This window comes from Mixta mediterraneensis, assembly GCF_030283135.1.
Classification (GTDB): Bacteria; Pseudomonadota; Gammaproteobacteria; order Enterobacterales; family Enterobacteriaceae; genus Pantoea; species Pantoea mediterraneensis.
The window spans coordinates 25,584-49,967 of record NZ_JASUAZ010000022.1 but is presented as its reverse complement, the minus strand read 5'-3'; the positions used below and the strand labels follow the sequence as shown (position 1 = coordinate 49,967).

24 protein-coding genes, 3 pseudogenes and 1 other annotated feature are annotated in these 24,384 nt (G+C 53.4%); of the genes and pseudogenes, 18 read left to right on the top strand and 9 right to left on the bottom strand.

Features of this window, described 5'->3' with window-relative positions; translation table 11 throughout:
- Positions 1-161: 161 nt before the first annotated feature.
- Entirely contained in the window at positions 162-923 is a 762-nt protein-coding gene (gene ygbI, locus QRY16_RS13795; RefSeq protein ID WP_289776987.1) for a DNA-binding transcriptional repressor YgbI, read from the top strand.
- 70 nt (positions 924-993) lie between these two features.
- On the opposite strand, the gene QRY16_RS13790 is transcribed toward ygbI, so the two are convergent.
- The 3 genes from QRY16_RS13790 to QRY16_RS13780 all read right to left on the bottom strand — a co-directional run bounded on the left by QRY16_RS13790 (position 994) and on the right by QRY16_RS13780 (position 4,133).
- Positions 994-2,352, bottom strand: coding sequence for an APC family permease (locus QRY16_RS13790; protein ID WP_193404937.1), 1,359 nt, complete (start codon positions 2,350-2,352; stop codon positions 994-996).
- A complete protein-coding gene (locus QRY16_RS13785; protein WP_193404936.1) occupies positions 2,342-2,506 on the bottom strand; it encodes a hypothetical protein in 165 nt (54 codons plus the stop codon). Before QRY16_RS13785 ends, QRY16_RS13790 begins: the two co-directional genes overlap by 11 nt.
- Before the next feature lie 208 nt (positions 2,507-2,714).
- On the bottom strand, positions 2,715-4,133 hold the full coding sequence (locus tag QRY16_RS13780; RefSeq protein WP_289776996.1) for a glutamine synthetase family protein: 1,419 nt from the start codon (positions 4,131-4,133) through the stop codon (positions 2,715-2,717).
- Positions 4,134-4,332: 199 nt separating this feature from the next.
- On the opposite strand from QRY16_RS13780, the gene puuD reads away from it, so the two are divergent.
- From puuD to QRY16_RS13765, 3 genes are read left to right on the top strand one after another with little or no spacing between them, the layout of a single operon-like run.
- Positions 4,333-5,094 (top strand): gamma-glutamyl-gamma-aminobutyrate hydrolase, encoded by a 762-nt coding sequence (puuD, locus tag QRY16_RS13775; protein ID WP_289776986.1) that lies wholly within the window; start codon positions 4,333-4,335, stop codon positions 5,092-5,094.
- Entirely contained in the window at positions 5,091-5,645 is a 555-nt protein-coding gene (puuR, locus tag QRY16_RS13770) for an HTH-type transcriptional regulator PuuR (protein ID WP_193404934.1), read from the top strand. Before puuD ends, puuR begins: the two co-directional genes overlap by 4 nt.
- Positions 5,646-5,672: 27 nt before the next feature.
- On the top strand, positions 5,673-6,950 hold the full coding sequence (locus QRY16_RS13765) for an NAD(P)/FAD-dependent oxidoreductase (protein WP_289776985.1): 1,278 nt from the start codon (positions 5,673-5,675) through the stop codon (positions 6,948-6,950).
- A gap of 30 nt (positions 6,951-6,980) precedes the next feature.
- On the opposite strand, the gene QRY16_RS13760 is transcribed toward QRY16_RS13765, so the two are convergent.
- The 4 genes and pseudogenes from QRY16_RS13760 to QRY16_RS13745 all read right to left on the bottom strand — a co-directional run bounded on the left by QRY16_RS13760 (position 6,981) and on the right by QRY16_RS13745 (position 10,260).
- Complete coding sequence (locus QRY16_RS13760) at positions 6,981-7,853, bottom strand: DUF1932 domain-containing protein (RefSeq protein ID WP_289776984.1); 873 nt, start codon at positions 7,851-7,853, stop codon at positions 6,981-6,983.
- A 10-nt stretch (positions 7,854-7,863) separates the two neighbouring features.
- Positions 7,864-8,813 (bottom strand): annotated as a pseudogene (locus QRY16_RS13755) (PrpF domain-containing protein).
- On the bottom strand, positions 8,813-9,529 hold the full coding sequence (locus tag QRY16_RS13750; RefSeq protein ID WP_289776983.1) for a 4-carboxy-4-hydroxy-2-oxoadipate aldolase/oxaloacetate decarboxylase: 717 nt from the start codon (positions 9,527-9,529) through the stop codon (positions 8,813-8,815). The pseudogene QRY16_RS13755 and the gene QRY16_RS13750 overlap by 1 nt, the downstream one beginning before the upstream one ends.
- Entirely contained in the window at positions 9,526-10,260 is a 735-nt protein-coding gene (locus QRY16_RS13745; protein ID WP_289776982.1) for a PIG-L deacetylase family protein, read from the bottom strand. The genes QRY16_RS13750 and QRY16_RS13745 overlap by 4 nt, the downstream gene beginning before the upstream one ends.
- A gap of 131 nt (positions 10,261-10,391) precedes the next feature.
- On the opposite strand from QRY16_RS13745, the pseudogene QRY16_RS13740 reads away from it, so the two are divergent.
- Together QRY16_RS13740 and QRY16_RS13735 are read left to right on the top strand one after the other, a co-directional pair.
- A pseudogene (locus QRY16_RS13740) lies at positions 10,392-11,018 on the top strand (LysR family transcriptional regulator); the annotation flags it as partial.
- Positions 11,009-11,203 (top strand): annotated as a pseudogene (locus tag QRY16_RS13735) (DODA-type extradiol aromatic ring-opening family dioxygenase); the annotation flags it as partial. The pseudogenes QRY16_RS13740 and QRY16_RS13735, both read left to right, overlap by 10 nt.
- A gap of 60 nt (positions 11,204-11,263) precedes the next feature.
- Here the strand turns inward: QRY16_RS13735 and QRY16_RS13730 are convergent.
- Positions 11,264-12,100, bottom strand: a complete 837-nt coding sequence (locus QRY16_RS13730) for an SDR family oxidoreductase (RefSeq protein WP_289776981.1) — start codon at positions 12,098-12,100, stop codon at positions 11,264-11,266.
- 180 nt (positions 12,101-12,280) lie between these two features.
- On the opposite strand from QRY16_RS13730, the gene hisL reads away from it, so the two are divergent.
- The 12 genes from hisL to QRY16_RS13670 all read left to right on the top strand — a co-directional run bounded on the left by hisL (position 12,281) and on the right by QRY16_RS13670 (position 22,655).
- Positions 12,281-12,328 carry a his operon leader peptide gene (hisL, locus tag QRY16_RS13725; RefSeq protein WP_100396937.1) on the top strand — a complete coding sequence of 16 codons (48 nt, stop codon included), beginning with the start codon at positions 12,281-12,283 and terminating at the stop codon, positions 12,326-12,328.
- Positions 12,304-12,424: a sequence feature (His leader region), on the top strand. Its footprint overlaps the gene before it by 25 nt.
- 55 nt (positions 12,425-12,479) lie before the next feature.
- Positions 12,480-13,379: an ATP phosphoribosyltransferase gene (hisG, locus tag QRY16_RS13720; protein ID WP_289776980.1), complete on the top strand. Its 900-nt coding sequence runs from the start codon at positions 12,480-12,482 to the stop codon at positions 13,377-13,379.
- 3 nt (positions 13,380-13,382) lie between these two features.
- Positions 13,383-14,687: a histidinol dehydrogenase gene (gene hisD, locus QRY16_RS13715; RefSeq protein ID WP_289776979.1), complete on the top strand. Its 1,305-nt coding sequence runs from the start codon at positions 13,383-13,385 to the stop codon at positions 14,685-14,687.
- Positions 14,684-15,760, top strand: a complete 1,077-nt coding sequence (hisC, locus tag QRY16_RS13710; protein WP_193404927.1) for a histidinol-phosphate transaminase — start codon at positions 14,684-14,686, stop codon at positions 15,758-15,760. Before hisD ends, hisC begins: the two co-directional genes overlap by 4 nt.
- The gene (gene hisB / locus QRY16_RS13705; RefSeq protein WP_289776978.1) at positions 15,757-16,824 is read left to right on the top strand and encodes a bifunctional histidinol-phosphatase/imidazoleglycerol-phosphate dehydratase HisB; all 1,068 of its coding nucleotides are present in this window, start codon (positions 15,757-15,759) and stop codon (positions 16,822-16,824) included. Before hisC ends, hisB begins: the two co-directional genes overlap by 4 nt.
- On the top strand, positions 16,824-17,414 hold the full coding sequence (gene hisH / locus QRY16_RS13700) for an imidazole glycerol phosphate synthase subunit HisH (protein WP_193404925.1): 591 nt from the start codon (positions 16,824-16,826) through the stop codon (positions 17,412-17,414). The genes hisB and hisH overlap by 1 nt, the downstream gene beginning before the upstream one ends.
- Positions 17,414-18,151: a 1-(5-phosphoribosyl)-5-[(5-phosphoribosylamino)methylideneamino]imidazole-4-carboxamide isomerase gene (hisA, locus tag QRY16_RS13695; protein ID WP_289776977.1), complete on the top strand. Its 738-nt coding sequence runs from the start codon at positions 17,414-17,416 to the stop codon at positions 18,149-18,151. The genes hisH and hisA overlap by 1 nt, the downstream gene beginning before the upstream one ends.
- A complete protein-coding gene (gene hisF, locus QRY16_RS13690; protein ID WP_193404923.1) occupies positions 18,133-18,909 on the top strand; it encodes an imidazole glycerol phosphate synthase subunit HisF in 777 nt (258 codons plus the stop codon). Before hisA ends, hisF begins: the two co-directional genes overlap by 19 nt.
- Entirely contained in the window at positions 18,903-19,514 is a 612-nt protein-coding gene (gene hisIE / locus QRY16_RS13685) for a bifunctional phosphoribosyl-AMP cyclohydrolase/phosphoribosyl-ATP diphosphatase HisIE (protein WP_289776976.1), read from the top strand. Before hisF ends, hisIE begins: the two co-directional genes overlap by 7 nt.
- A gap of 370 nt (positions 19,515-19,884) precedes the next feature.
- Positions 19,885-20,376 carry a YbaK/prolyl-tRNA synthetase associated domain-containing protein gene (locus QRY16_RS13680; RefSeq protein WP_193404921.1) on the top strand — a complete coding sequence of 164 codons (492 nt, stop codon included), beginning with the start codon at positions 19,885-19,887 and terminating at the stop codon, positions 20,374-20,376.
- 67 nt (positions 20,377-20,443) lie between these two features.
- Positions 20,444-21,241: an ABC transporter substrate-binding protein gene (locus QRY16_RS13675; protein ID WP_419776133.1), complete on the top strand. Its 798-nt coding sequence runs from the start codon at positions 20,444-20,446 to the stop codon at positions 21,239-21,241.
- A 115-nt stretch (positions 21,242-21,356) separates the two neighbouring features.
- Positions 21,357-22,655 (top strand): succinylglutamate desuccinylase/aspartoacylase family protein, encoded by a 1,299-nt coding sequence (locus QRY16_RS13670; RefSeq protein WP_289776975.1) that lies wholly within the window; start codon positions 21,357-21,359, stop codon positions 22,653-22,655.
- A gap of 34 nt (positions 22,656-22,689) precedes the next feature.
- Here QRY16_RS13670 and gndA read toward each other — a convergent pair whose 3' ends face one another.
- Positions 22,690-24,096 (bottom strand): NADP-dependent phosphogluconate dehydrogenase, encoded by a 1,407-nt coding sequence (gene gndA / locus QRY16_RS13665; RefSeq protein ID WP_289776974.1) that lies wholly within the window; start codon positions 24,094-24,096, stop codon positions 22,690-22,692.
- Positions 24,097-24,384 lie beyond the last annotated feature (288 nt).

Below are 24,384 nucleotides of genomic sequence, written 5' to 3'. Positions count from 1 at the left end.
CTTAGATGCAACAAATCTTCACACGCGCCCCACATCCGCGCCAGGCCTTAAGAGACGCGCTTCCAGGCAGGGATTCGTGCTTAAAGGCGGCAAATTTTCTGATCGCCTTACCTCTTAAATCCATTACAATGTGAAAAAATGATAATCATCAAGGAGACGATGTGATCCCGGTCGAACGACATCAACAGATTTTGGCGTTGGTTGCTGAGCGCGGTGTGGTCAGTATTGCGGAATTAACCGATCGTCTGGGTGTTTCGCACATGACGATCCGTCGTGACGTGCAAAAGCTGGAAGAGCAAGGCGCTGTGCTGTCCGTGTCAGGGGGAGTGCGCTCAGCGGATCGGCTGGCGGCGGAGCCTTCACATCTCACCAAAACCACGCTGTTTAATGATGAGAAAAATGCTATTGGCCGACTGGCGGCTCAGCATATTCCGCGTAATAGCTGTATTTATCTGGATGCAGGCACCACGACGCTGGCGCTGGCACGTGAACTGGTGGATCGCAATGATTTGCTGGTAGTAACCAATGATTTCATGGTGACGAATTTGCTGATGGAAGCCAGCAGCTGCCGGGTGATCCACACCGGCGGCACGGTATGCCGCGAGAATCGTTCCTGCGTCGGGGAAGCCGCCGCACGTAGCCTGCGTCATCTGGCGATTGACATCGCGTTTATTTCATCGTCCTGCTGGGGGCCACGCGGCTTATTCACACCGGATGAAGACAAAGTTACGGTGAAGCAAACGGTCAGCGAAGTAAGCAGCAAGCGCGTGCTGCTGAGCGACAGTTCGAAGTACAACAAGATCGCGACATTTTTGGCCCTTCCGCTTGAGCGGTTTGACACTATTGTGACGGACGATCAGTTAAACCACACGGCGCGAGAATTATTAAGTGCCGGAGCATGGGAACTGGTTATTGCGGGGTAGAAGAGCGGATAGGTAACGTCTTTCTGTCAGCTTTCCCCCACCTGGTGGGGGAAAGCTGATACAAACTAACTTACATCTCTTCGCTGAACTGCGGCACCGGATTACGGAAGCTGCGAGTGACAAACGCCAGATACAGAATCCCGATCGTTGCCCAAATCAGACCCAGCACCATCGAACTCGCTTCCAGGTTGATCCACAACGCGCCGACGGTTAATGCGCCAAGCAGCGGCAGCAGCAGGAACTGGACGTTATCCTTCAGCGTGCGGTTACGCTTCTCACGGATCCAGAACTGGGCAATCACCGACAGGTTCACAAAGGTAAACGCCACCAGCGCACCGAAGTTAATCAATGCGGTCGCCGTCACCAGGTCGAAGTTAATCGCCATCAGGGCAATCGCACCGACCAGCAATACGTTCAGAGAAGGCGTACGCCATTTCGGATGGATGTAACCGAAGAAACGCTCCGGGAATACCCCGTCACGGCCCATCACATACATCAGACGTGAAACGCCGGCATGTGCCGCCATACCTGACGCCAGCACCGTCACCACCGAGAAAATCAAAATGCCAAACTGCAACGTTTTACCGGCAACAAACAGCATAATTTCTGGCTGTGAGGAATCCGGGTCCTGGAAGCGAGAAATATCCGGGAAATAGAGCTGCAGGAAGTACGATGCCACGATAAAGATCACGCCACCAATCAGGGCAGTCAGGAAAATTGCGCGCGGAATAGTACGTTCTGCATCTTTGGTCTCTTCCGACAAGGAGCTGATCCCGTCAAAACCGAGGAACGAGAAGCAGAGAATTGTCGCACCCGTAATCATCGGCACCACGTGCGCATTGTCTGACCAGAATGGCTTGCTGCTGGCCAGCGTACCTGCGCCTTCGCCGTTCGCCACGCCGTAAATCACCAGCGCAGTGATACCGACCATAACGATGACCTGCAACACCACAATCAGGCTGTTGAAGTTAGCGACCGTTTTAATGCCCTTCAGGTTAGAGAGCGTCATAAAGCCCACCAGCAGCACGACAAAAATCCACGAAGGAATGCCAGGCACCAGCGTTTCAAAATAGTTTTTAGCTAGCAGGATGTTAATCATCGGCATGAACAGGTAGTCCAGCAGCGATGACCAGCCCACCATAAAGCCGACGTGCGGACTGATAGCCTTCTGAGCATAGGTATAAGCGGAGCCCGCAGAGGGGAAGCGGCGTACCAGCTTGCCGTAGCTCACGGCGGTAAACAGAATCGCAATCAGCGCAAAGGCATAAGCGGTAGCAACGTGACCATCGGTCAACCCAGAGACGATACCAAAAGTATCAAACAGGGTCATAGGCTGCATGTAGGCCAGGCCCATCATGACGACCGGAAGTAAGGTCAGTGATTTTTTCAGATGCGCACGCTGTGGTGCGGCGGAGGTATTAAACGACATGCTTCAGTCCCCCCTGTACGGCAACCAGATCGGGTTGAGCCATGGGGAAACTGCGCAAAATGCGACAGGGAGTAAGGTTTGCAGTACGTGCGGCGCCGTAGTCATCACGAAAACGCGTACCAGCGTGGGCTGGTAGTGTGGAAAACATCCCCATCTTTGTATCCTCAATCTCACGCTTCAGCGTGTTTTCAGTGTTTATCTATCCGGGTGCGTGCCCGGCCTCGGTTAAGTCAGCGAAAACAATATGCAAAAAAATAACCGGCGCGATAAGCGTCGGTTATATTCTGTTTTTGCAGGGCGCGTATTCTGCCTCAATCTGTTGGCCCGACACAAGATGCCGGAACAATAAATATAAAAATTGCTCAGGCGTTTTTCAGCATCCAGTCGATCTCAGTAGCGGTAATCAACCGTTCAAACTGCATCAACTCGTAGTTTTTGCAGGTATGCCACACTTTACCGAAACGTTCGCCCACCAGTTTTTGCAGCGGATAGCTGGTTTCAAACTCATATAGAGCCTCGCTTTGGCGAACGGGCAACGCCAGCCCTTCCGCTTCGTGGCCTTTACCTGACACCGGATGCGGCAACGGCAGTTGCGTATCCAGCCCATGTAGCAGCCCGGCCAACACCGCTGAAACCACTAAATACGGGTTAGCATCCGCGCCAGCAACCCGGTATTCGATGCGGTGGTTCTCGACGTCACCGCAGGGAATACGGAGCGCCACCGTGCGATTGTTGTGTCCCCACGACGCCTGTAACGGCACACAGGCTTCCGGCACTAAACGTCGGTAGGCATTAACATTGGGTGCCAGCAGTGCCATTGAGGCGGGCATCAGGTCGATCATTCCTGCCAGCGCACGTTTTAACAAAGGGGAATCGCTGCCATCATCGCAGGCAAACGCATTATGATCGGCAGCATCCAGCAGACTGATATGCACATGCATACCGCTGCCTGCGTACTCTTCATAAGGTTTAGCCATGAAAGTCGCCGTCATGCCGTGATTTTCTGCCACCTGGCGAATCAGGCGTTTTAACTGAACCGCATGATCGCAGGCTTGCAGCACATCACGGGTATGGTGCAGGTTGATTTCAAACTGGCCGGGTGAAGCCTCTGCCAGCGCGCCATCGGCCGGAATACCTTGTAATTTAGCCATTTCATCAATATCACGCAGCACATCGGCGAAATGATCCAGATTATCCACCGAATAAACCTGGCTCTGCATGTTGCGTTCATCGCTACCCGGCGCACAAGGCGGCTGGATATACCCCTCCGCATCACGCTTTTTATCCACCAGATAGAACTCCAGCTCTACCGCTACCACCGGAAATAGACCTCGATTGCGTAGCTGCTGCCACAACGGGTTAAGAACATTTCGGGGTTCAACGTCAAAAGGAGTGCCATCTTGGTTGCGCATGGTTAACAGCAGTTGCGCAATATGTTCTGGATCGGCGGCGGAGGGAACTAAAGTATTGGGAACGGGAAGGCAAAGATTATCGGGCTCCCCCAATGATTGCCCGAGACCGGCGTCTTCTACCGTGTTGCCAAGAATATCCATAGCGAAGACAGATGCTGGAAAATAGCAGCCCTTTTCAAGCTTAAGCAGTGCGGCGACCGGAATACGTTTACCGCGAAAGACACCATTTAAATCATTTAACAAAACATCGACATACTGCGTTCCAGGATGGCGCTCCAGCCAGGCTTTCACCTCAAGCTGGAACGCGCTGGTTCGTCTCTCTTCGCTGTGTCGCGTAAAGTCTTCTACTTCTACCAGGTTTGTCATGATCTCACCCGCCCCGTAATTGGTTTGCGCAATGCTCAAAATAACCGCCACTTATCTAACATAGCGCTAACACAAAAAGTGTGCAAACGTAACAAATCTGTTTGAAGAACGAGCAGCGGATTGCTAGATTGACAAAATATTGCACATTTAAACGTCAGTTGTGCCTTTTCGGTCGATATTTCGAACAGCGACGAGGAAGAAGATGGGCATTGTTTTTGACAACCCGTTGATTGGCGTGGTGATGTGCCAAATCGACAAGGGCGGCCACCCTACGCAGATGGTGCACAACAAATACCTCGACGCCGTGACGTTATCTGGCGGCGTCCCGCTTGCCTTGCCCCACCATTTAATCCAGACCCCTCATCAGTTAGAAAACGCAATGGCAATTCTGGATGGCGTACTGCTGACCGGCAGCCCCAGCAATATCGAGCCCTGGCACTATGGTGAGGAAGGCAAAGAGCAGCATGCCGATCCGGGGCGCGATCGTCTGGCCTTCAGCCTGATTACGCACGCCATTGGCAAAAAGATGCCGATCTTCGGTATTTGCCGCGGAATGCAGGAGTTAGTCGTCGCTAACGGCGGCGCGCTTTATCGCCAGCTTAGCCAGCATCGTCAATTTCAGCGTCATCATGAAGATCTCTCCCAACCGCTCGATCAACAATATGCACCCGTGCATGAGATTACGATTGAGCCAGACGGACTGCTCAGCACCCTTCTTGACTGCGCCACGCTGACGGTGAATTCATTGCATCAACAAGGGATCCGCGAGCCGGGTCCACAATTGCGCATCGAAGCACGTGCTTCCGACGGGCTGACAGAAGCGGTCAGTCTGCAACATCATCCGTTTGCACTCGCGGTGCAGTGGCATCCTGAATGGCACCCGGAAAGGTCGGCGGCATCGCGCCGGTTGTTCGATGGGTTTATCCACGCAGCAATCCGTTATCACAAGGAAAAGACACCATGAATGATGCCACTCTGGCACCCGGACGACGTTTATCGCAGATCCGGCAAGAGTTGGGATTGTCTCAGCGCCGCGTCGCTGAACTGGCAGGTTTAACACACAGCGCCATCAGTACCATTGAGCAGGATAAAGTGAGTCCGGCGATAAGCACCTTACAGAAGTTGTTAAACGTGTATGGCTTATCGCTGTCGGCATTTTTCTCCGAACCGAAACAGGGCGCAATGCCGAAAGTGATCGTTCGACCGGACGATTTAGTGGAGATCGGCAGCCAGGGCGTGTCGCTCAGGCTGATTGATAACGGTCAAGCCCGCAAGCTGGACATGCTTTTGGAAACCTATCAACCCGGCGCCAGCACCGGTGAGAAACTGCGGCACCCCGGCGAAGAGACCGGCACGCTGCTGGAAGGGGAAATCACACTGGTAGTGAATGGACAAAGTTTTCATCTGTACGCCGGTGAAAGTTATGTCATCGACACCGGTTTGCCGCACAGCTTTACCAACACGGCAGACCAAACTTGTCGCATTGTCAGTGCCCATACGCCAGCTAATTTCTGATAAAAATTGCGCGTTGAGGAGGTTGAGATGAAATACGTTGAGAGTTATTACGCTGCAACAGCCAATCCTCATGAACCGTGGCCGCAGTTGCAGGAGAGCATTCAGTGTGACGTTTGCATTATTGGCGGTGGCTTTACCGGTTTGTCCGCCGCGCTTTACCTGACCGAAGCAGGTTATGACGTGGTGGTTCTGGAAGCGGCACGCGTGGGTTTCGGGGCCAGCGGGCGCAATGGCGGTCAGGTGGTTAACTCCTACAGCCGCGACGTTGATGTGATTGAACAGCATTATGGCAAGGAAAGCGCGCGTATGCTGGGCAGCATGATGTTTGAAGGCGCCGGAATCATACGTGATCGCATTGATCGTTATGCCATTGCCTGTGACTATCGCCCCGGCGGAATTTTCGCCGCGTTAAATGCACGCCAAATGGGCCACTTGCGCAACCAGAAAAAGCTGTGGACCCGCTACGGCAACCACGATCTCGAACTCCTGGATGAGCGCGGCATTCGCCGGGAAGTGGCAACAGAGCGTTATGTTGGCGGCCTGCTGGACAAGCGTGGCGGACACCTGCATCCACTGAACCTTGCATTAGGCGAAGCAGAAGCGATACGCCGTCACGGCGGACGTATCTATGAACAGTCCGCGGCAGTAAACGTAGTTTACGGATCGCCGAATCGCGTCAAAACAGCGCAAGGCGAAGTGACGACAAGCTATGTCATTTTTGCCGGTAATGCCTATTTACCGACCAGCATTGAACCGCGCCTTAGCGGTAAAAGCATGCCGTGTGGCTCACAAATTGTGGCGACAGAACCGCTGAGCCGCGATCAGGCGCTGACGCTGCTGCCAAATAATTACTGTGTAGAAGACTGTAATTACCTGCTGGATTATTTCCGGCTGACCGCCGATAACCGCCTGCTGTATGGCGGCGGCGTGGTTTACGGAGCGCGTGAGCCGGGCGATATTGAGGCATTGATTCGTCCTAAACTACAACGCACCTTTTCACAGTTGCAGGATGTCAAACTGGAGTTTGGCTGGAGCGGCAATTTCCTGTTAACCCTGTCGCGTATGCCGCAGTTTGGCCGGTTAGAGAACAACGTTTACTTTATGCAGGGTGACAGCGGTCACGGTGTGACCTGCACCCATCTCTCTGGCAAGTTGATTAGCGAAGTGCTACGCGGCGATGCCGAACGCTTTGACGCCTTTGCTAATCTGCCGCATTTGCCGTTCCCCGGCGGAAGACGCTTTAAAGTGCCACTGACGGCAATGGGCGCGGTATGGTATGCGATACGGGATCGACTGGGCGTTTAGAGAAGCCCGCGCTGGGCTATTCCCTTTGCACTATTTCAGCTTATCTACCACATCCTGCCAGACAAACGGCGTGACATCGCGATAATGCAGGTTTTTCTGCGCCAGTCTGGCGGGTAGATCTGCCTGTACAGATTGCGTAGCCTGACTCATTGCCGCCATCACACCTACATCCCGCAAGGTCTTAACGACTTCACCCATCTCTTCGGCGCGGCGCACGCCGTGTTCTGCCACGCGGCTAATCAGGTAGTGCGGAAATTGTGCATCCCAGCCCAGTGACGGAAAACTCGCGTGCAGCGAAGCCAGCACTGCGTCCTCCACGCCGTACTGTCGGGCGGAGCTCAGGCATTCCGTTGTCAGGGCCTCAAGCCCTTTGATCATGACGCTACGACACATCTTAATCGCCGAAACATCACCAATACGTTCACTGGCGGCTCGTGCATTACAGCCCAGCTCACACAGACTTTCCGCAACGCGGTATGCCGCCGCCCCGCCAAGCAGCAACGGCGTGCTGAGTCGGCCTGGCGGTACGGGCGCCATTACCGCAACATCTAGATAGGTTCCGGCGCCCGCCGCTACCGCTTTTGCGCCTGCACGCTTGGTCTCGGGTGCGACGGAGTTAAAGTCGAGAAAAACCTGCTCTGAACCCAGCAGCGGCGCAGCTTGTTCTGCGACCTCCCGCGCGCTGACCGCTGTCACCAGCGAGAACACCAAATTAGCGCCGTCCAGGGCTTCAGCCAACGACCCCGTCGGCTGTACGCCAGCCTGCACAGCCAGCTCGCGCAGATGCTCCGCCTGGGTGCCAGAGAATTTTTTGTCCCATACGCTTACGTCTGCCACACCAGCCAAATCCCGGGCATAGATCTGCCCCGCTTCGCCAAAACCGACTATTGCAATACGCGTCATTCTATTCTCCTTAGTTGCCGGACCACAGCGAGCCCGGAATCGCCACCCGGCCATCAAACAGTAACCGTGCGGTGCGGATCAGACCGCTGTTGATCACTCTGCCTTCCACATCGCGGGTTAACATCACGCTGAATTCGCCGGTTGGATGCTCCACCGCCAGTCGTTGCTGGCGTGCATCACTGACATGTGCCAGTTGGTCAGTCACTGAACCGGGAATCAAACAGGCGGTTGCTACACTGACCACGCCCAGCACGCCGATCGATGCATGGCTACGATGCGGGATAAAAGTGCGTGTGCTAATGCTACCGCCCTGGGTCGGTGCCGCAACGAGGGTCATTTTGGGTACGCTACGCTGCGAGACGTCCCCCAGGTTCATACATAAACCGGCCTGGAGACGAATCGATTCCAGCCGCGCCTTCAGCTCATCGTCATTATCTAACTGCTCGCGTGTTTCCAGTCCGCTGCGCTGAAGATCGGCAGCCCGGATCAGTACTACCGGCACGCCATCAATGCGCACATCGCCCTGATATTCAACGGCGCCGTCTGGCGTGGCGATCTGTGCTTCAGCGATCTGCCCGGTATTCACCATTAAAGGCGCCCCGGGGTCAGCGCGCCTTTAATGGTCACCAGCCCTTTCTCAAGCGCGAAGGGACCGACTGCCGCAAGAATATTGCCGCAGTTTTGGCCATAATCGACGATGGCTTTATCGACGTTGACCTGGGCAAACAGATAATCGACGTCGGCATCCGGGCGTGATGACGGGGAAACAATCGCCACCTTGCTGGTGAGCGGATCGGCACCACCAATGCCGTCAATCTGCCGCGCATCCGGCGATCCCATCACCGCCAATAACACCTGGTCGCGGGTAGCAAGGTCGGCTGGCAAATCTGACGCCAGAAAACAGGCGGCCTTTGACGTGCCGCCACGCCTTATTACGCAAGGCAGAAGCGTTTGTTTCATCAGCTATTTTTCAACTCATCAAGAGAATCAACATAACGCAGCCCCTTTTCGGCCAGCTGCGGACGCATCTGGTAAATATCCAGTCCGAGTTCCCCCGCCGCCAGCCGCTGACGTTTTCTCTCTTCCGCATCCTCACGTTTCTGCGCGGCCTCTGCCACCGCCGTGGCCTGCTCACGTGGCACAACTACTACGCCGTCATCGTCCGCAACGATAATATCGCCGGGATTGACCAGCTGCCCGGCACAGGTCACCGGCACGTTCACCGCTCCCAGTGTCGCTTTCACTGTGCCCTGCGCATAAACGGCACGCGACCACACCGGGAAATTCATCTCGCGTAATGTCTGGCTATCGCGAATACCGATGTCGCCGACTAACGCCACCACGCCACGAGCCTGTAGCGATGTCGCCAGTAAATCGCCAAAAAAACCATCATGGCAATCGGACGTCGGAGCGACCAGCAATATATCGCCAGGCTGACATTGCTCGACCGCAACGTGGAACATCCAGTTATCACCGGGCGAAACCAGCACGGTGACGGCGCTGCCCGCGACCGTACGGTTTTGCTGAATCGGCCGTATCCGCACATCCAGCAACCCGCTGCGTCCCTGCGCTTCATGCGTTGTCGCCACGCCATAGCGAGCAAAACGGGACAGTATGTCGCTTTCGGCGCGGGCAATGTTTCTGACTACGACGCCCTTTTTATTCACCAGGCTCATGACAAATCCTCCGTCACGCGGGGGAACAGGCTTTGATACCCTTCGCCATGACTGATCACTTTAGGCGAGGCGATCCCGACATTACGTTTGGCCTGTACGCCGCGTTGTAATGCCACGCGCGTATAGTATTCCCACAGATGCTCCTGCCCCGCCATGCACTGAATGGCCGCGTATTTTTTGTCCCACACCGACGTGATGTCCAGTAAGACATCCGGCTTCCAGTTGCACTGCTCTGGCTGATGTGGCTCAAAGCAGTAAACCGGCGGTGCGCCGATGATCTGTTCACCCGGACGATAGCCTTCGGCCTGGGCGATGATTCGCGCTTCCTGGGTCAGATTAGCGGCCAGTGGATGATCATAGTTATACGGATCGTTTACCGAATGGGTCAGGACAAAGTGCGGCTGTACTTTACGGAACACATCGGCAAGGCGAAACAGCGTCTCTTTGTCTGCACGCAGCGGATAATCGCCAAGATCAAAAAACTCAATGCTGGCCCCCAAAATTTTAGCGGCCGCTTCGGCTTCAGCCTGTCGGTTCTGCTTGACGAGGGTTTCAGTCATGTTGCCTTTACGCCATAATTTGGCCGATTCGCCACGCTCGCCGTAGGAAAGACACACCACATGCACGTCGTAACCTTGTGAGGCATGCAGCGCAATGGCGCCACCTGAACGCCAGACAAAATCTGCGGAATGCGCACTGACCACTAAAGCACTTTTCTTCATCTTTTCCATTTCAGGTTCCTGCGTTTTGCGTTTTTTTTCATCCTGCCATGGTGATCACCAGGCGGATAATGCCTTTCATTGCGTGAGCTATGAATTTTATTTATGTTGTGACTTAGATCTCCCTCTTCGCCCGGATAAAAATGAAAAAATCACATGATGAATATCCCTTAAAAATTATGCAAATACGTGCGTTTTGCATGATTGCTGAACGTGGCATGGTCTCGGAAGCGGCAAACAATTTATTTCGCACTCAGTCTGCTAACACCCGTTCTATTCGTGATCTTGAGCACACTTTATCGACACCACTATTTGAGCGTCATGCCAGCGGAATGCTGTTAACCGAGATGGGAAAATGCGTGCTGCCACAGGCAATTGCGCAACTGGTGATACGGCATCCCGGCGTCAAAGTGGTGACTAATGAAAGTGCCTTCAGTGCATTGGTGACAGAGCTGCGCGCGGGAGATATTGATTTTATCCTTGGTGCGCTGCGTCAGGATAAAGGCGTGCTGGATATTCATAATCAGGTGTTATTTGAAGAAAAATTGATTCTGCTGGCGCGTCCCGATCATCCGCTGGCGGATCGTAAAATTACTCCCTTCGATTTGGCGCAAACGCAGTAGATTTTGCCGCGCGATAATACCCCGTCACGCCATTTGCTGAATCAGGTATTTCAGAAGTCAGGTATGCAAACGCCGCAGCCGGTCGTGGAAAGCGGTGACCTGGCGATAGTGCGCGGCCTGCTGCTTAACTCAGATATGGCGGCGGCCCACGCGATTTGCCACCCGTGAAAAGCGATGCAGCGCTGTCGCGTCACATCGGCACCAGTTTGATGAGCGATGAGTTTGATATGTCGTTTTTTATGGATAAACCGCTGGATCATGGCTTGTTTTCCCCGCTCTCGGCGCTGATCCCGTTTAAACCAGACTGGCCAACCAAAGTCATTCCGTTGCAGGAAAAGAGAAGGTAGAGTGATGTCGGGCTGGGCTGGCATGAACCTCAGCCCAGCTTCTCCTCATTCCAGCGGCATCTTAACCGGATCGTCATAGGTATAGTCGAATCCCAGCTCGCTACAAATGCGCGTGCCATCAATTAACTTACCGCTCTGCTGTCTTTCGTCTGGTAAGAACTGTGGCGGCTCCAGCCCCAGCTGGCGTGAGACGCCCGGATAAAATTCCGCGCGTGTCGGATGCTTCGGCGCGCACAGATTATACACATGCCCGCCTTTCGGCGTTCGCAGCAGCAGCGTTATCGCTTCTACCACATCATCCAGATGCACCAGATTCACGCCCTGCGCGCCCTCTGTCACCTCTTTTTTACCGGCCAGAAAACGCCCTGGATGACGCTTCGGCCCCACCAGCCCTGCCAGCCGTAAAATATCCACGCTGGTACCGGGTAAGTCATGCAGCCAGTTTTCCAGCGTTACCAGCGTTTTTCCTGCCTGGGTTTCTGGTTCAAGCGGGCTGTTCTCCTTCTTCACACCAGAACCGTTGCCGTATACCGAGGTAGAGCTGGTGAAGATAATGCGCGGAACGTGATGCACCAGCGCGCTGTCCACCACGTTTTGTACCGCCTGCAAATATTTTTCTCCCCCTTCAGCGGTGCGGCTGGCGGGCAACGTTACCACCAGCGCATCCACGCTTAATAGCGGCTCCAGATCTTCCGCTTCGCAGATCATTTCCGGCGTCAGTTCTAACTGAAATGCCTCTATGCCACAGCGGCGTGCCGCTTCTACCCCATCCGGCGTGGTTTTGCTGCCCGTGACCTGCCAGCCGCGTGCGGTCAGCGCCATCGCCAGCGGCATTCCCAGCCATCCCAGCCATCCCAGCCCCACGATTGCGACCTTCTTCATATTTGTCCTCCGACTGTGCGCATCCAGATGTTATTCATACTAGTGCTAGCCCCGATTGCAAACCAGCGTAAAACTGTTTCGACTCTTTCTGAACGTAAAGTTAAAAAAGGGTTGCGATTTAACGTTATCCTGGTTAGGTTAATCAGCACATAAATGAATACTCATTCATCTGGAATTTATATGACACGCGTTCAGTTCAACCACCATCATCACCATCATCCTGACTAGTCTTTCAGGCGATGTGTGCTGGGAGACGTTCAAGATCTTCCAGTGGTGCGAACGCAAGAGAGCCCCCGGAAGATTATCTTCCGGGGGTTTTTTTATGGGCTGACGCAACCAGACCGTTTCGCAGACAGGATTCAATAAGAGGACAGGAACCATGTTAGATAACACCCGTTTACGCATAGCTATGCAAAAATCTGGCCGTTTAAGTGATGATTCACGTGAACTGCTGGCGCGCTGTGGCATTAAGATTAACCTTCAGCAGCAACGCCTGATTGCGTTTGCGGAGAACATGCCTATCGACATCCTGCGGGTGCGCGATGACGATATTCCTGGCCTGGTTATGGATGGCGTGGTCGATATCGGTATTATCGGCGAGAACGTGCTGGAAGAAGAGCTGCTGACCCGCCGCGCGCAGGGCGAAGATCCGCGTTATTTCACGCTACGTCGCCTTGATTTCGGCGGTTGCCGCCTGTCGCTGGCGATGTCGGTTGATGACGAATATACCGGCCCGCAATGTCTGCACAACACCCGTATCGCGACCTCTTATCCTCATCTGCTGAAAAAATACCTCGACCAAAAAGGCGTCAGCTTCAAGACCTGTATGCTAAATGGTTCGGTTGAAGTTGCACCGCGAGCTGGCCTGGCCGATGCTATCTGTGATTTGGTTTCTACAGGTGCGACGCTGGAAGCGAACGGTTTGCGTGAAGTCGAGGTGATTTATCGCTCCAAAGCGGTGCTGATCCAGCGCGATGGTGAAATGCCGGGTGCGAAACAAGAACTGATCGACAAACTGATGACACGTATTCAGGGCGTCATCAAAGCGCGCGAGTCTAAATATATCATGATGCATGCCCCCAGCAATCGTCTGGAAGAGGTGATTCAACTGCTGCCAGGTGCCGAACGCCCAACCGTGCTGCCATTAGCCGGCGATCAGGCCCGGGTAGCCATGCACATGGTTAGCAGCGAAACGCTGTTCTGGGAAACCATGGAAAAACTAAAAGCGTTAGGTGCCAGCTCCATTCTGGTGCTGCCGATTGAGAAGATGATGGAGTAAGTCATGGCCTTTGCAACCCCAATCGACTGGCAACAGTGCAACGCAGAACAGCAGCAGGCACTGTTAATGCGCCCGGCAATCGCCGCTTCTGGAAGCATTACCCAAACCGTGCGCGAGGTTCTGGAGCAGGTCAAAATCAACGGTGATGAAGCACTGCGCGCGTTTAGCGCACGCTTTGACAAAGTGCAGGTTGAAAATCTGCGCGTCACGCCGCAGCAAATCGACGATGCCTGCGCACGTTTAAGCGAGACGCTAAAACAAGCGATGGCGATTGCTGTCAGCAATATTGAGACATTCCATAAAGCGCAAATTCTCGCGCCTGTCGATATTGAAACCCAACCCGGCGTGCGCTGCCAACAGTTGACTCGTCCGGTAAAATCGGTGGGTCTGTATATTCCTGGCGGATCCGCCCCACTGTTCTCAACGGTGTTAATGCTGGCCACACCCGCACGCATTGCCGGTTGTGGTCGCGTGGTGTTGTGTTCACCGCCGCCGATTGCCGATGAAATCCTGTATGCGGCAAAACTGTGCGGCGTGGAGGAGGTTTTCCAGGTTGGCGGTTCGCAGGCGATTGCTGCCCTCGCCTTTGGCACCGAAACCGTGCCGCGCGTTGATAAGATTTTTGGTCCGGGCAATGCTTACGTTACTGAAGCTAAACGTCAGGTCAGCCAGAGTGTAGATGGCGCAGCGATTGATATGCCAGCGGGTCCGTCAGAAGTGCTGGTGATTGCCGATGAAGGCGCAACGCCGGCGTTTGTGGCTTCTGATTTGCTGTCGCAGGCCGAACACGGCCCGGATTCACAGGTTATTCTGCTGACGCCTTCTGCGGCGCTGGCGCAAGGCGTCGCCGACGCGGTGGAACAACAGCTGGCACAGCTGCCGCGAGCGGCTATCGCACGCCAGGCGCTGGAAAGCAGTCGACTGATCGTGGCACACGACCTGGAACAGTGCGTTGAAATCTCCAACGCTTACGGCCCGGAGCATCTGATTATTCAGACGCGCCAGCCACGCGATCTGGTGGATTCCATCGCCAGCGCGGGTTCCGTATTTCTTGGCGACTGGTCACCGGAATCAGCGGGCGATTATGCGTCAGGCACTAATCACGTATTGCCGACGTATGGCTATACCGCGACCTGCTCCAGCCTGGGGCTGGCTGATTTTCAGAAACGCATGACGGTACAAGAGCTGACGCCACAAGGCTTTCTTAACCTGGCGGCCACCATTGAAACGCTGGCCGCCGCAGAACAGTTAGATGCCCACAAAAATGCCGTTACCTTGCGCGTTGCCGCATTAAAGGAGCAAGCATGAGTCTGAATGTTGAAGCGTTGGCGCGCGAAAATGTACGTGCATTGACGCCCTATATGTCGGCGCGTCGCCTTGGTGGTAACGGTGATGTCTGGCTGAATGCCAACGAATTTCCGCTCGCGGTGCCGTTTGAACTGTCGCAGCAGACGCTGAATCGTTATCCCGAATGTCAGCCAAAATTAGTGATTGAGCGCTACGCCGCCTATGCCGGCTTGCAGCCTGATCAGGTACTGGCAAGCCGCGGGGCAGATGAAGGTATCGAGCTGCTGATGCGCGCATTCTGCGAACCCGGCAAAGACGCAATATTGTTCTGCCCGCCAACCTATGGCATGTATAGCGTCAGTGCCGAAACCATTGGCATTGAATATCGCACTGTTCCGGCGTTAGATAACTGGCAGCTTAATCTGCCTGCGATTGCCGACAAGCTGGATGGCGTGAAAGTGGTCTACCTGTGCAGTCCCAACAATCCCACTGGCAACCTGATCAATCCAGACGATATACGCCAGTTACTGGACATGACCGCTGGAAAAGCACTGTTGGTGGCCGATGAAGCCTATATTGAATTCTGCCCGGAAGCGACGCTGACAGGCTGGCTGAAAGATTATCCACATCTGGTGGTGCTGCGCACATTGTCCAAAGCCTTTGCGCTGGCTGGTCTGCGCTGCGGATTTACGCTCGCGAATAAGCCCGTGATCGATCTGCTGCTGAAGGTCATTGCCCCTTATCCGCTGGCAACGCCAGTTGCGGATGTTGCGGCCCAGGCGCTAAGCGAACAAGGTATTGCCTTGATGCGTGAACACGTTGCGCAGTTGAACGACAACCGCAACTGGCTACTGACGCAACTGGATCAGTGCGCCTGCGTCGTGGAGACCTTTGCCAGCGACACCAATTATGTGCTGGCGCGCTTCGCAGATTCACCACGCGTCTTTAAAACCCTGTGGGATCAGGGCATTATCCTGCGTGACCAAAACAAAAATCCGGGCCTGTCGGGATGCCTGCGCATTTCCATCGGCACGCGGGAAGAGTGCCAGCGTGTGATCACCGCGCTGCAAGCCATATCTGTGGAGCAAGCATGAGCCAAAAGACCCTTTTTATTGACCGCGACGGCACCATCATTTCTGAGCCGCCTGTAGATTTCCAGGTGGATCGCATGGACAAGCTGGCGTTTGAGCCTAATGTCATCCCAACGCTGCTGGCGCTACAAACCGCCGGTTATCGTCTGGTGATGATCACCAATCAGGATGGTTTGGGCACCACCAGTTTTCCGCAGGCCGACTTTGATGGCCCGCATAACCTGATGATGCAGATCCTGACCTCGCAGGGCATCCGGTTTGATGACGTGCTGATTTGCTCGCACATGCCTGACGACAACTGCGATTGCCGCAAGCCGAAAACTAAAATGGTCGACGCGTGGCTGGCAGAAGGCGCAATTGATGTAGCAAACAGCTATGTGATTGGCGATCGCCTTACCGATGTGCAGCTGGCGCAAAACATGGGCATTCAGCCGATCCGCTACGGTGCCGACGGTGAAGACTGGAACGCCATCCAGCAGCGCTTAACCCGACGAGATCGCTATGCGCTGGTAAACCGCAATACCAAAGAAACCCAGGTCAAAGTGGAAGTATGGCTGGATCGCGAAGGCAGCAGCAAGATCAATACCGGGGTCGGTTTCTTTGATCACATGCTGGACCAGATCGCGGTACACGGCGGCTTCCGCATGAATATTGAAGTAAAAGGCGATCTTTATATCGACGATCACCACACGGTTGAAGATACCGGTTTAGCGCTGGGCGAAGCCTTATTGAAGGCACTGGGCGACAAACGCGGCATTGGCCGTTTCGGCTTTGTGCTGCCAATGGACGAATGCCTGGCACGCTGTGCACTGGATATTTCTGGCCGCCCGCATATCGAATTCAAAGCAGAGTTTAACTATCAGCGCGTCGGCGATCTCAGCACTGAAATGGTCGAGCACTTCTTCAGTTCGCTGTCCTACAGCATGATGAGCACCCTGCATCTCAAAACCAAAGGGAAGAACGACCATCACCGCGTTGAGAGTCTGTTCAAAGCCTTTGGCCGGACCTTACGCCAGGCGATTCGCGTTGACGGCAACACCCTGCCGAGTTCGAAAGGAGTGCTGTGATGAATGTGGTGATCCTTGATACCGGCTGTGCCAACCTGTCTTCGGTAAAGTGGGCGGTTGAGCGGCTTGGCTATACCCCAGATGTCAGCCGTGATCCTGACGTGGTGTTGCGTGCAGACAAGCTGTTTCTGCCCGGCGTAGGGACGGCCCAGGCGGCGATGAACCAGCTTCAGGAGCGCGATTTGATCGAGCTGGTCAAAACCTGTACTCAGCCCGTGCTGGGTATCTGTCTCGGCATGCAGTTGCTGGGGCGTGGCAGCGACGAGAACGGCGGGGTTTCCACGCTGGGCATTATTGATGAGCCGGTTTCCCTGATGGATACGCAAGGTTTGCCGCTGCCGCATATGGGCTGGAACCGCATCACTGCGCAGGCTGGTCATCATCTGTTCCGCGGCATTGACGATGGCAGCTACTTCTACTTCGTACATAGCTACGCAATGCCGGTGAATGCCGCCACTATCGCGCAATGCCATTACGGTTTACCGTTCACCGCTGCGCTGCAAAAAGATAATTTTTTCGGTGTGCAATTCCATCCCGAACGCTCCGGCAAAGCGGGCGCGCAGTTGCTAAAAAATTTCCTGGAGATGTGATGATTATCCCCGCGTTAGATTTAATTGACGGCAATGTCGTTCGCCTGCATCAGGGCGATTACGGCCAGCAGCGCGACTACGGTAGCAACCCGCTGCCACGTCTGCAGGATTATGCCAGCCAGGGTGCCACTGTGCTGCATCTGGTGGATTTAACTGGCGCGAAAGATCCGGCCAAACGCCAGATCCCTCTGCTTAAAACCTTACTGAATGGCGTTGACGCCATTGTCCAGGTTGGCGGCGGTATTCGTACTCGCGATGATGTAAAAGCGTTGCTGGATGCGGGTGCCAGCCGCGTGGTGGTCGGTTCCACCGCAGTAAAACAGCCTGAAGAGGTGAAGCAATGGTTTGAAGAGTTTGGTGCCGAGGCGATTGTACTGGCATTAGACGTGCGCATTGACGCGAATAATCGCAAAGAAGTAGCGATCAGCGGCTGGCAGGAAGCGGCGGGCGTGACGCTGGAAGATATCATTGAACAGTTCCAGTCGGTTGGCCTGAAGCATGTGTTGTGCACCGATATTTCACGTGACGGCACGCTGAGCGGCTCCAATGTGGAGTTGTATCAGGAAGTGACCGCACGCTATCCCGCGATTGCCTTTCAGTCTTCCGGTGGCATCGGTGAGCTCAGCGACATCGCCGCACTGCGCGGCAGCAGCGTACAAGGCGTGATTGTTGGACGCGCCTTGCTGGAAGGTAAATTCACAGTTTCGGAGGCAATCGCATGCTGGCAAAACGGATAATTCCTTGTCTTGATGTGCGTGACGGTCAGGTTGTTAAAGGGGTTCAGTTTCGCAATCACGAAATTATTGGTGACATCGTACCGCTGGCGCAGCGATACGCTGAAGAAGGCGCTGACGAGCTGGTGTTTTATGATATTACCGCTTCATCCGCTGGCCGTGTGGTAGACAAAAGCTGGGTATCACGCGTGGCAGAAGTGATCGATATTCCATTTTGCGTCGCGGGCGGGATTAAAACCCCGGAAGATGCAGCGCGCATTCTGGAGTTTGGCGCGGACAAAATCTCTGTTAACTCGCCAGCGCTGGCCGATCCCACGCTGATTACCCGCCTTGCCGACCGTTTTGGCGTGCAGTGTATTGTTGTGGGCATTGATACCTGGTTCGACGAAAACAGCCATAAATATCATGTCAATCAATATACCGGCGATGAGTCCCGTACTCGCGTAACGACCTGGGAAACCCTCGACTGGGTGCAGGAAGTGCAAAAGCTGGGCGCAGGCGAAATCGTGCTTAATATGATGAATCAGGACGGTGTGCGTAACGGCTACGATCTGGTGCAGCTTAAGAAAGTACGTGAAGTCTGCAACGTGCCACTGATTGCTTCTGGCGGCGCAGGCACGATGCAGCATTTTTTTGATGCCTTTGAGCAGACCAACGTCGATGGCGCACTCGCGGCATCGGTGTTTCATAAACAGATTATTAATATCGGTGAGCTGAAAAGTTTCCTGATTGACAACGGTGTGGAGATTCGCGCGTGTTAACAGTTCAACAACTGGCTCAACTCAACTGGAATAAAACGCAAGGCATGATGCCGGTTATCGTCCAGCATAGTGTCTCTGGCGAAGTGCTGATGCACGGTTACATGGATAAAGAGGCACTGGCGAAAACGCTGCAAGACGGCAACGTGACGTTTTTTTCCCGCACTAAAAACCGCTTATGGACCAAAGGCGAAACCTCGGGCAATTTTCTGAAAATGGTCAGCATCACGCCAGACTGTGATAACGATACCTTGCTGGTACTGGCTAATCCGACAGGCCCAACCTGCCATCTTGGCACCTCAAGCTGCTTTTCGCCTGCTGCGCCAGAGTGGACCTTTTTATATCAGCTGGAGCAGCTGCTGGCCGAGCGTAAAAACGCCGATCCTGACAGTTCTTATACCGCGAAACTTTATGCCAGCGGCACCAAACGCATCGCGCAAAAAGTGGGTGAAGAAGGCGTTGAAACGGCGCTGGCCGCGACCGTGAACGATCGTCACGAGCTGACCAATGAAGCGTCAGATTTGCTCTATCATCTGCTGGTTTTGTTGCAGGATCAGGATTTAAACCTCAGTACCATCATCGCCAATCTGCGTTCCCGCCATAAATAAACGTGCAATATACTGCTCAAAATTGTGCTGGGCTGGCGATTTTGAGCAGTATACTTCTCAAAAAAAGTAACGCTAATATTGCGCAATATATTGCTCAAGCGAGACGTGCAATAGTAACCCTGCAATTAGGTGGCGATAGCCATGTCTGAAATAGCGCCATCCTTAAAAAAACCAAAAGCCAGTGGCTTGCACCAGCGTATGATTTTGCGTCAATGAAAGTCGATCCAGAGAAAACACTTCGCACCACGCAGTGGGGTTCGCCTGACGAAGAGAATGGACATTATCAGTGGCACCGAAATTGCTAAAGCATTGCACGATTTCGTTCCACAGATGACGCTGTTGACTCAGCTTGCTGCTCAAGGAGAAGTGAATGACCACACATGAAAAACTGATCGTCCTGCTCGACCAGCATCAGGCGCGTTACCGACTCATGGCGCATGAAGCGACGGGAAAATGTGAAGCTGTGGCGGCGATTCGCGGCACGCATATTGGACAAGGTGCCAAAGCCCTGGTGTGCCACGTTAAAGGTAACGGCGTGAAGCAGTATGTCCTGGCCGTGTTGCCAGCCGATCAGCAGGCCGATCTCAGCAAAGTAGCAGAAGCGGTGGGCGGACGGCGCGCGTCACTGGCCAGCCCGGCGGAAGTGGATACGCTGACCGGCTGTGTATTTGGCGCGATTCCACCGTTTAGCTTTCACCCCGATTTAAAGCTGGTAGTCGATCCGCTGCTGTTTGAGCGCTTTAGCGAGATTGCCTTTAATGCAGGCGTACTGGAGCGTTCTGTCATCTTAAACACCGAAGACTATCGTGCCTTGTGCCGAGGTGAATGGTGCAATGCTAACATAGTGAAATTAATCCGGTAATTGCCATCACATCAGGTGAAAGGTACTCTGCATGCTTCAACATCACGGATAAAAGAAGATATTTTTTATGGCAATGTTTTTCACTAAAACACGCCTGCGTCAGACGCTGGCGATGGCGATGATGGCGGGTTGCGCTTTCAGTGCGCAGGCAAAAATAGAACAGGTACGTTTCGCTGTTGATCCCACCTACCCTCCTTTTGAGTCCAAAACGCCACAGGGCAAACTGGTCGGTTTTGACATCGATCTGGGTAATGCTCTGTGCGAGCAGATGCAGGCAAAATGTGTGTGGGTAGAAAGCCAGTTCGACGGCATGATCCCGGCACTTAAAGCGCGTAAATTTGATGCCATTCTTTCTGATATGGGCATTACCGAAGAACGTATGAAGCAGATTAACTTCACCGTGCCGCTTTACGATACGCATACTCAGCTCATAGCACGCAAAGGTGCCGGTATCCTGCCAACCGCTGACTCGCTGAAAGGCAAAACCGTCGGCGTTGAGCAAGGTACCGTGCAGGAGCGCTACGCGCTGGCCAAATGGCAGCCGCATGGCGTAACGGTGGTGCCATATGGCGATCAGGCACAAGTTGAAAGCGATCTGGTTTCTGGTCGTCTGGATGCCATTTTCACTGACGCAGCGCAGGCCGCGATTGGCTTTTTAAAACAACCGCAGGGCAAAGATTTCGAGCTGGCTGGTCCGATTGTGCAGGATCCGATTATCGGCCCAGGCACAGCGATTGGTCTGCGTAAAGATGACACTGAATTAAAAACTGCGCTCGATAAGGCGTTCGGTGAAATCAAGCAGAACGGCACATTTGATAAGATTCAGAAAAAGTATTTCGCGACCGACATCTCTATTCAGCCGTAATAACGCAGGCGGCATTTCATTTGTGCCGCCTGTTGTAATTCAGCACTATACTTCTCTTTTTCTGCTTAATTTAAAGGCGTTACATTTTTCGCCCACTGCTGATTACAGGACCGTTATGCATCAACAACATCATCCTCTGCTAAGCGCCTCGTTGGGTACTCAACGGGAAATCATTAGTTTCCACTTCGGCGAAGACAATAAGCGCCAGGTCTATATTCAGGCGGCTTTGCATGGCGATGAACTGCCCGGTATGGCGGTGGCGTGGTTTCTGAAAAAGCGACTGCAGGCATTAGAATGTGCAGGTCAGTTGAAGGCGGCTTTTACGCTGGTGCCGGTGGCGAATCCATTAGCATTAGGGCAACACTGGCATGGCACACATTTAGGCCGATTCCATACGCTGTCCGGCCAGGATTTCAATCGTAAGTTTCCCTCTTTGGGCGAAACGCTGGCTGCCAGGCTGGCGGGTTCGTTCACGCAAAGTGAATATGATAATAAGCGATTGATACGCGATGCTGTTGACCTGCACTATCGTGACACCATTCCAAAAACCGAACTGGATGCACAGCGTTTTACCCTGATGCGTATGGCAAGTCAGGCCGATTTAATGATCGATCTGCATTGCGACTGGGAAGCGGTGCCACATTTATACACCACACCTCATGCCTGGCCGGACATCGAACCCTTTGCGCGTTGGCTGGGCAGCGAAGTACAGCTGCTGGCGCAGATTTCAGGCGGTGAACCGTTTGATGAAGCGTGCTGCGAACCCTGGCTGACGCTGGCTGAGCGTTTTGGCGACGAGTTCCCCATGCCGCGCGGCTTGTTGCCAGTGACGCTGGAATTACGCGGAGTGCGGGATGTCTGCCCAGAGCAGGCGGAGCAGGATGCCGATGCGATTATTTCCGCATTGCAGGAAAGTGGCTATATAAGCGGCAGCGAACCTGCCGTGTCGGTCGAAGTTGCGGCGCCGGTGATTGGTGGCGATGAGCTGGTGTCAGCCACCACTGACGGCGAAGATGTGGCCGCCAGAGTGGAAAATGAAGCTGGCCTGAGCACGCATGAAGTCATTGAGGCGGCAAATGAGCAGAGTGTGATTAAAGAGCGTTATAGCGAAGGTTCTGTTGCTCCATCCCCTGCCCTGAAAAACCCACCGACACCGCTGGCGGGTTGTGAATACATTCACTCTCCGGTATCAGGTTTGATCCTGCATCGTAAACCATTAGGAGCGCATGTTCGACCAGGCGAGGTGGTCGCCGAGATTATCGATCCGGTGACTGATCAGATCACGCCGTTAGTGGCGGAATATGGCGGACTGTTATATGCGAGACATTGGGTGAGTTTTGCGACAGCAGGCATGCTGGTAGTGCGGTTGGCTGGGGAGAATGAGGTGAGGCAGGGGGAATTGTTGGTGGAATGAAAAAAGGCTTCCCGAAGGAAGCCTTTTTAAAGGATTAATCTAACCACTCAGTATGGAACACGCCGTCTTTATCGATACGCTTATAAGTATGCGCACCAAAGTAGTCGCGCTGAGCCTGAATCAGGTTAGCCGGCAAAACCGCTGAACGGTAGCTGTCGTAATAGGCGATAGCAGCAGAGAAGGTTGGTGTTGGAATACCATTCTGTACAGCATAAGCAACCACATCACGCAGCGCCTGCTGGTATTCGTCAGCAATATTCTTGAAGTAAGGTGCTAACAGCAGATTTGCGATGCTAGCGTCTTCGGCATAGGCATCAGTGATTTTCTGCAGGAACTGAGCGCGAATGATGCAGCCAGCACGGAAAATTTTCGCGATTTCACCGTAGTGCAGGTCCCAGTTGTACTGATCTGAAGCAGCTTTCAGCTGTGAGAAGCCCTGCGCATAAGAAACGATTTTGCCCAGGTAGAGAGCACGACGCACTTTCTCAACGAATTCAGCCTTATCACCGGTGAAGGTTTTAGCTTCAGGGCCGCTCAATACTTTAGATGCCGCAACGCGCTGTGATTTCAGTGAAGAGAGGTAACGGGCAAAGACTGACTCAGTAATCAGTGACAGCGGCTCGCCGAGATCCAGTGAGCTCTGGCTGGTCCACTTACCGGTGCCTTTGTTGGCGGCTTCGTCCAGAATCACATCAACCAGATATTTTCCATCTTCATCTTTTTTGGTGAAAATGTCTTTGGTGATGTCGATCAGGTAGCTGCTCAGCTCACCATCATTCCACTCGCTGAAGGTTTTAGCCAGCTCTTCATTGCTCAGACCCAGCGCGCCTTTCAGCAGAGAATACGCTTCAGCAATAAGCTGCATATCGCCATACTCGATGCCGTTGTGCACCATTTTTACATAGTGACCAGCGCCATCTGGGCCGATATAGGTCACACAGGCTTCACCCTCAGCGCGGGCAGCAATTTTGTCGAGGATAGGAGCGACGAGCTCATAGGCCTCTTTTTGTCCGCCAGGCATGATTGATGGACCTTTCAGAGCGCCCTCTTCACCACCGGAAACACCTGTACCAATAAAGTTAAAGCCTTGCTCAGACAGCTCTTTGTTACGGCGAATAGTATCTTTATAGAACGTGTTGCCGCCGTCGATCAGGATATCGCCCTTATCAAGGTGCGGCGTCAGGGAGGCGATGGTCTTATCAGTGGCTTCACCGGCCTGCACCATAAGCAGGATGCGGCGTGGTTTTTCCAGAGAATCAACGAACTCTTCAATGGTATAGGATGGAGCGAGCTTTTTACCTTCGTTTTCCGCGATGACTTCATCGGTCTTTTCGCGTGAGCGGTTGAAGATAGAAACAGTGTAACCGCGGCTCTCAATGTTAAGAGCCAAATTGCGGCCCATGACTGCCATACCTACAACGCCGATCTGTTGCTTGGACATTTTATACTCCTGTCTGAAGGTCACTTCACAAACATATGAGTTTGTGAACAAAAGTGGTAAACATGTTAACTCATGAGCCACGTAAAAAGGTAGTGATTGATGCGATAAGTTTTATTCATAAAATCATAAAAAAACAAGTATTAATTAGTGACATTGAGGGTTAAGATCAAGTTTTTTAATGCTCTCAAAAATAGCTTAACAGACATTAACATTAGATTAGCTTTAATGAAAATTAAGTAATTAGAAAATTACATAAAAAGCAGACATCAAATCGAAAGAAATAATATA

Coding starts and splice junctions, on each gene's coding strand:
- QRY16_RS13730 (WP_289776981.1), bottom strand. CDS start 12,100: ATGAAGAAGGTCGCAATCGTGGGGCTGGGATGGCTGGGATGGCTGGGA.
- puuR (WP_193404934.1), top strand. CDS start 5,091: ATGAATGATGCCACTCTGGCACCCGGACGACGTTTATCGCAGATCCGG.
- QRY16_RS13680 (WP_193404921.1), top strand. CDS start 19,885: ATGACCACACATGAAAAACTGATCGTCCTGCTCGACCAGCATCAGGCG.
- QRY16_RS13675 (WP_419776133.1), top strand. CDS start 20,444: ATGGCAATGTTTTTCACTAAAACACGCCTGCGTCAGACGCTGGCGATG.
- hisC (WP_193404927.1), top strand. CDS start 14,684: ATGAGTCTGAATGTTGAAGCGTTGGCGCGCGAAAATGTACGTGCATTG.
- QRY16_RS13760 (WP_289776984.1), bottom strand. CDS start 7,853: ATGACGCGTATTGCAATAGTCGGTTTTGGCGAAGCGGGGCAGATCTAT.
- puuD (WP_289776986.1), top strand. CDS start 4,333: ATGGGCATTGTTTTTGACAACCCGTTGATTGGCGTGGTGATGTGCCAA.
- QRY16_RS13670 (WP_289776975.1), top strand. CDS start 21,357: ATGCATCAACAACATCATCCTCTGCTAAGCGCCTCGTTGGGTACTCAA.
- hisG (WP_289776980.1), top strand. CDS start 12,480: ATGTTAGATAACACCCGTTTACGCATAGCTATGCAAAAATCTGGCCGT.
- QRY16_RS13750 (WP_289776983.1), bottom strand. CDS start 9,529: ATGAGCCTGGTGAATAAAAAGGGCGTCGTAGTCAGAAACATTGCCCGC.
- QRY16_RS13785 (WP_193404936.1), bottom strand. CDS start 2,506: ATGGGGATGTTTTCCACACTACCAGCCCACGCTGGTACGCGTTTTCGT.
- hisD (WP_289776979.1), top strand. CDS start 13,383: ATGGCCTTTGCAACCCCAATCGACTGGCAACAGTGCAACGCAGAACAG.
- QRY16_RS13745 (WP_289776982.1), bottom strand. CDS start 10,260: ATGGAAAAGATGAAGAAAAGTGCTTTAGTGGTCAGTGCGCATTCCGCA.
- hisF (WP_193404923.1), top strand. CDS start 18,133: ATGCTGGCAAAACGGATAATTCCTTGTCTTGATGTGCGTGACGGTCAG.
- hisB (WP_289776978.1), top strand. CDS start 15,757: ATGAGCCAAAAGACCCTTTTTATTGACCGCGACGGCACCATCATTTCT.
- hisA (WP_289776977.1), top strand. CDS start 17,414: ATGATTATCCCCGCGTTAGATTTAATTGACGGCAATGTCGTTCGCCTG.
- QRY16_RS13765 (WP_289776985.1), top strand. CDS start 5,673: ATGAAATACGTTGAGAGTTATTACGCTGCAACAGCCAATCCTCATGAA.
- gndA (WP_289776974.1), bottom strand. CDS start 24,096: ATGTCCAAGCAACAGATCGGCGTTGTAGGTATGGCAGTCATGGGCCGC.
- hisH (WP_193404925.1), top strand. CDS start 16,824: ATGAATGTGGTGATCCTTGATACCGGCTGTGCCAACCTGTCTTCGGTA.
- QRY16_RS13790 (WP_193404937.1), bottom strand. CDS start 2,352: ATGTCGTTTAATACCTCCGCCGCACCACAGCGTGCGCATCTGAAAAAA.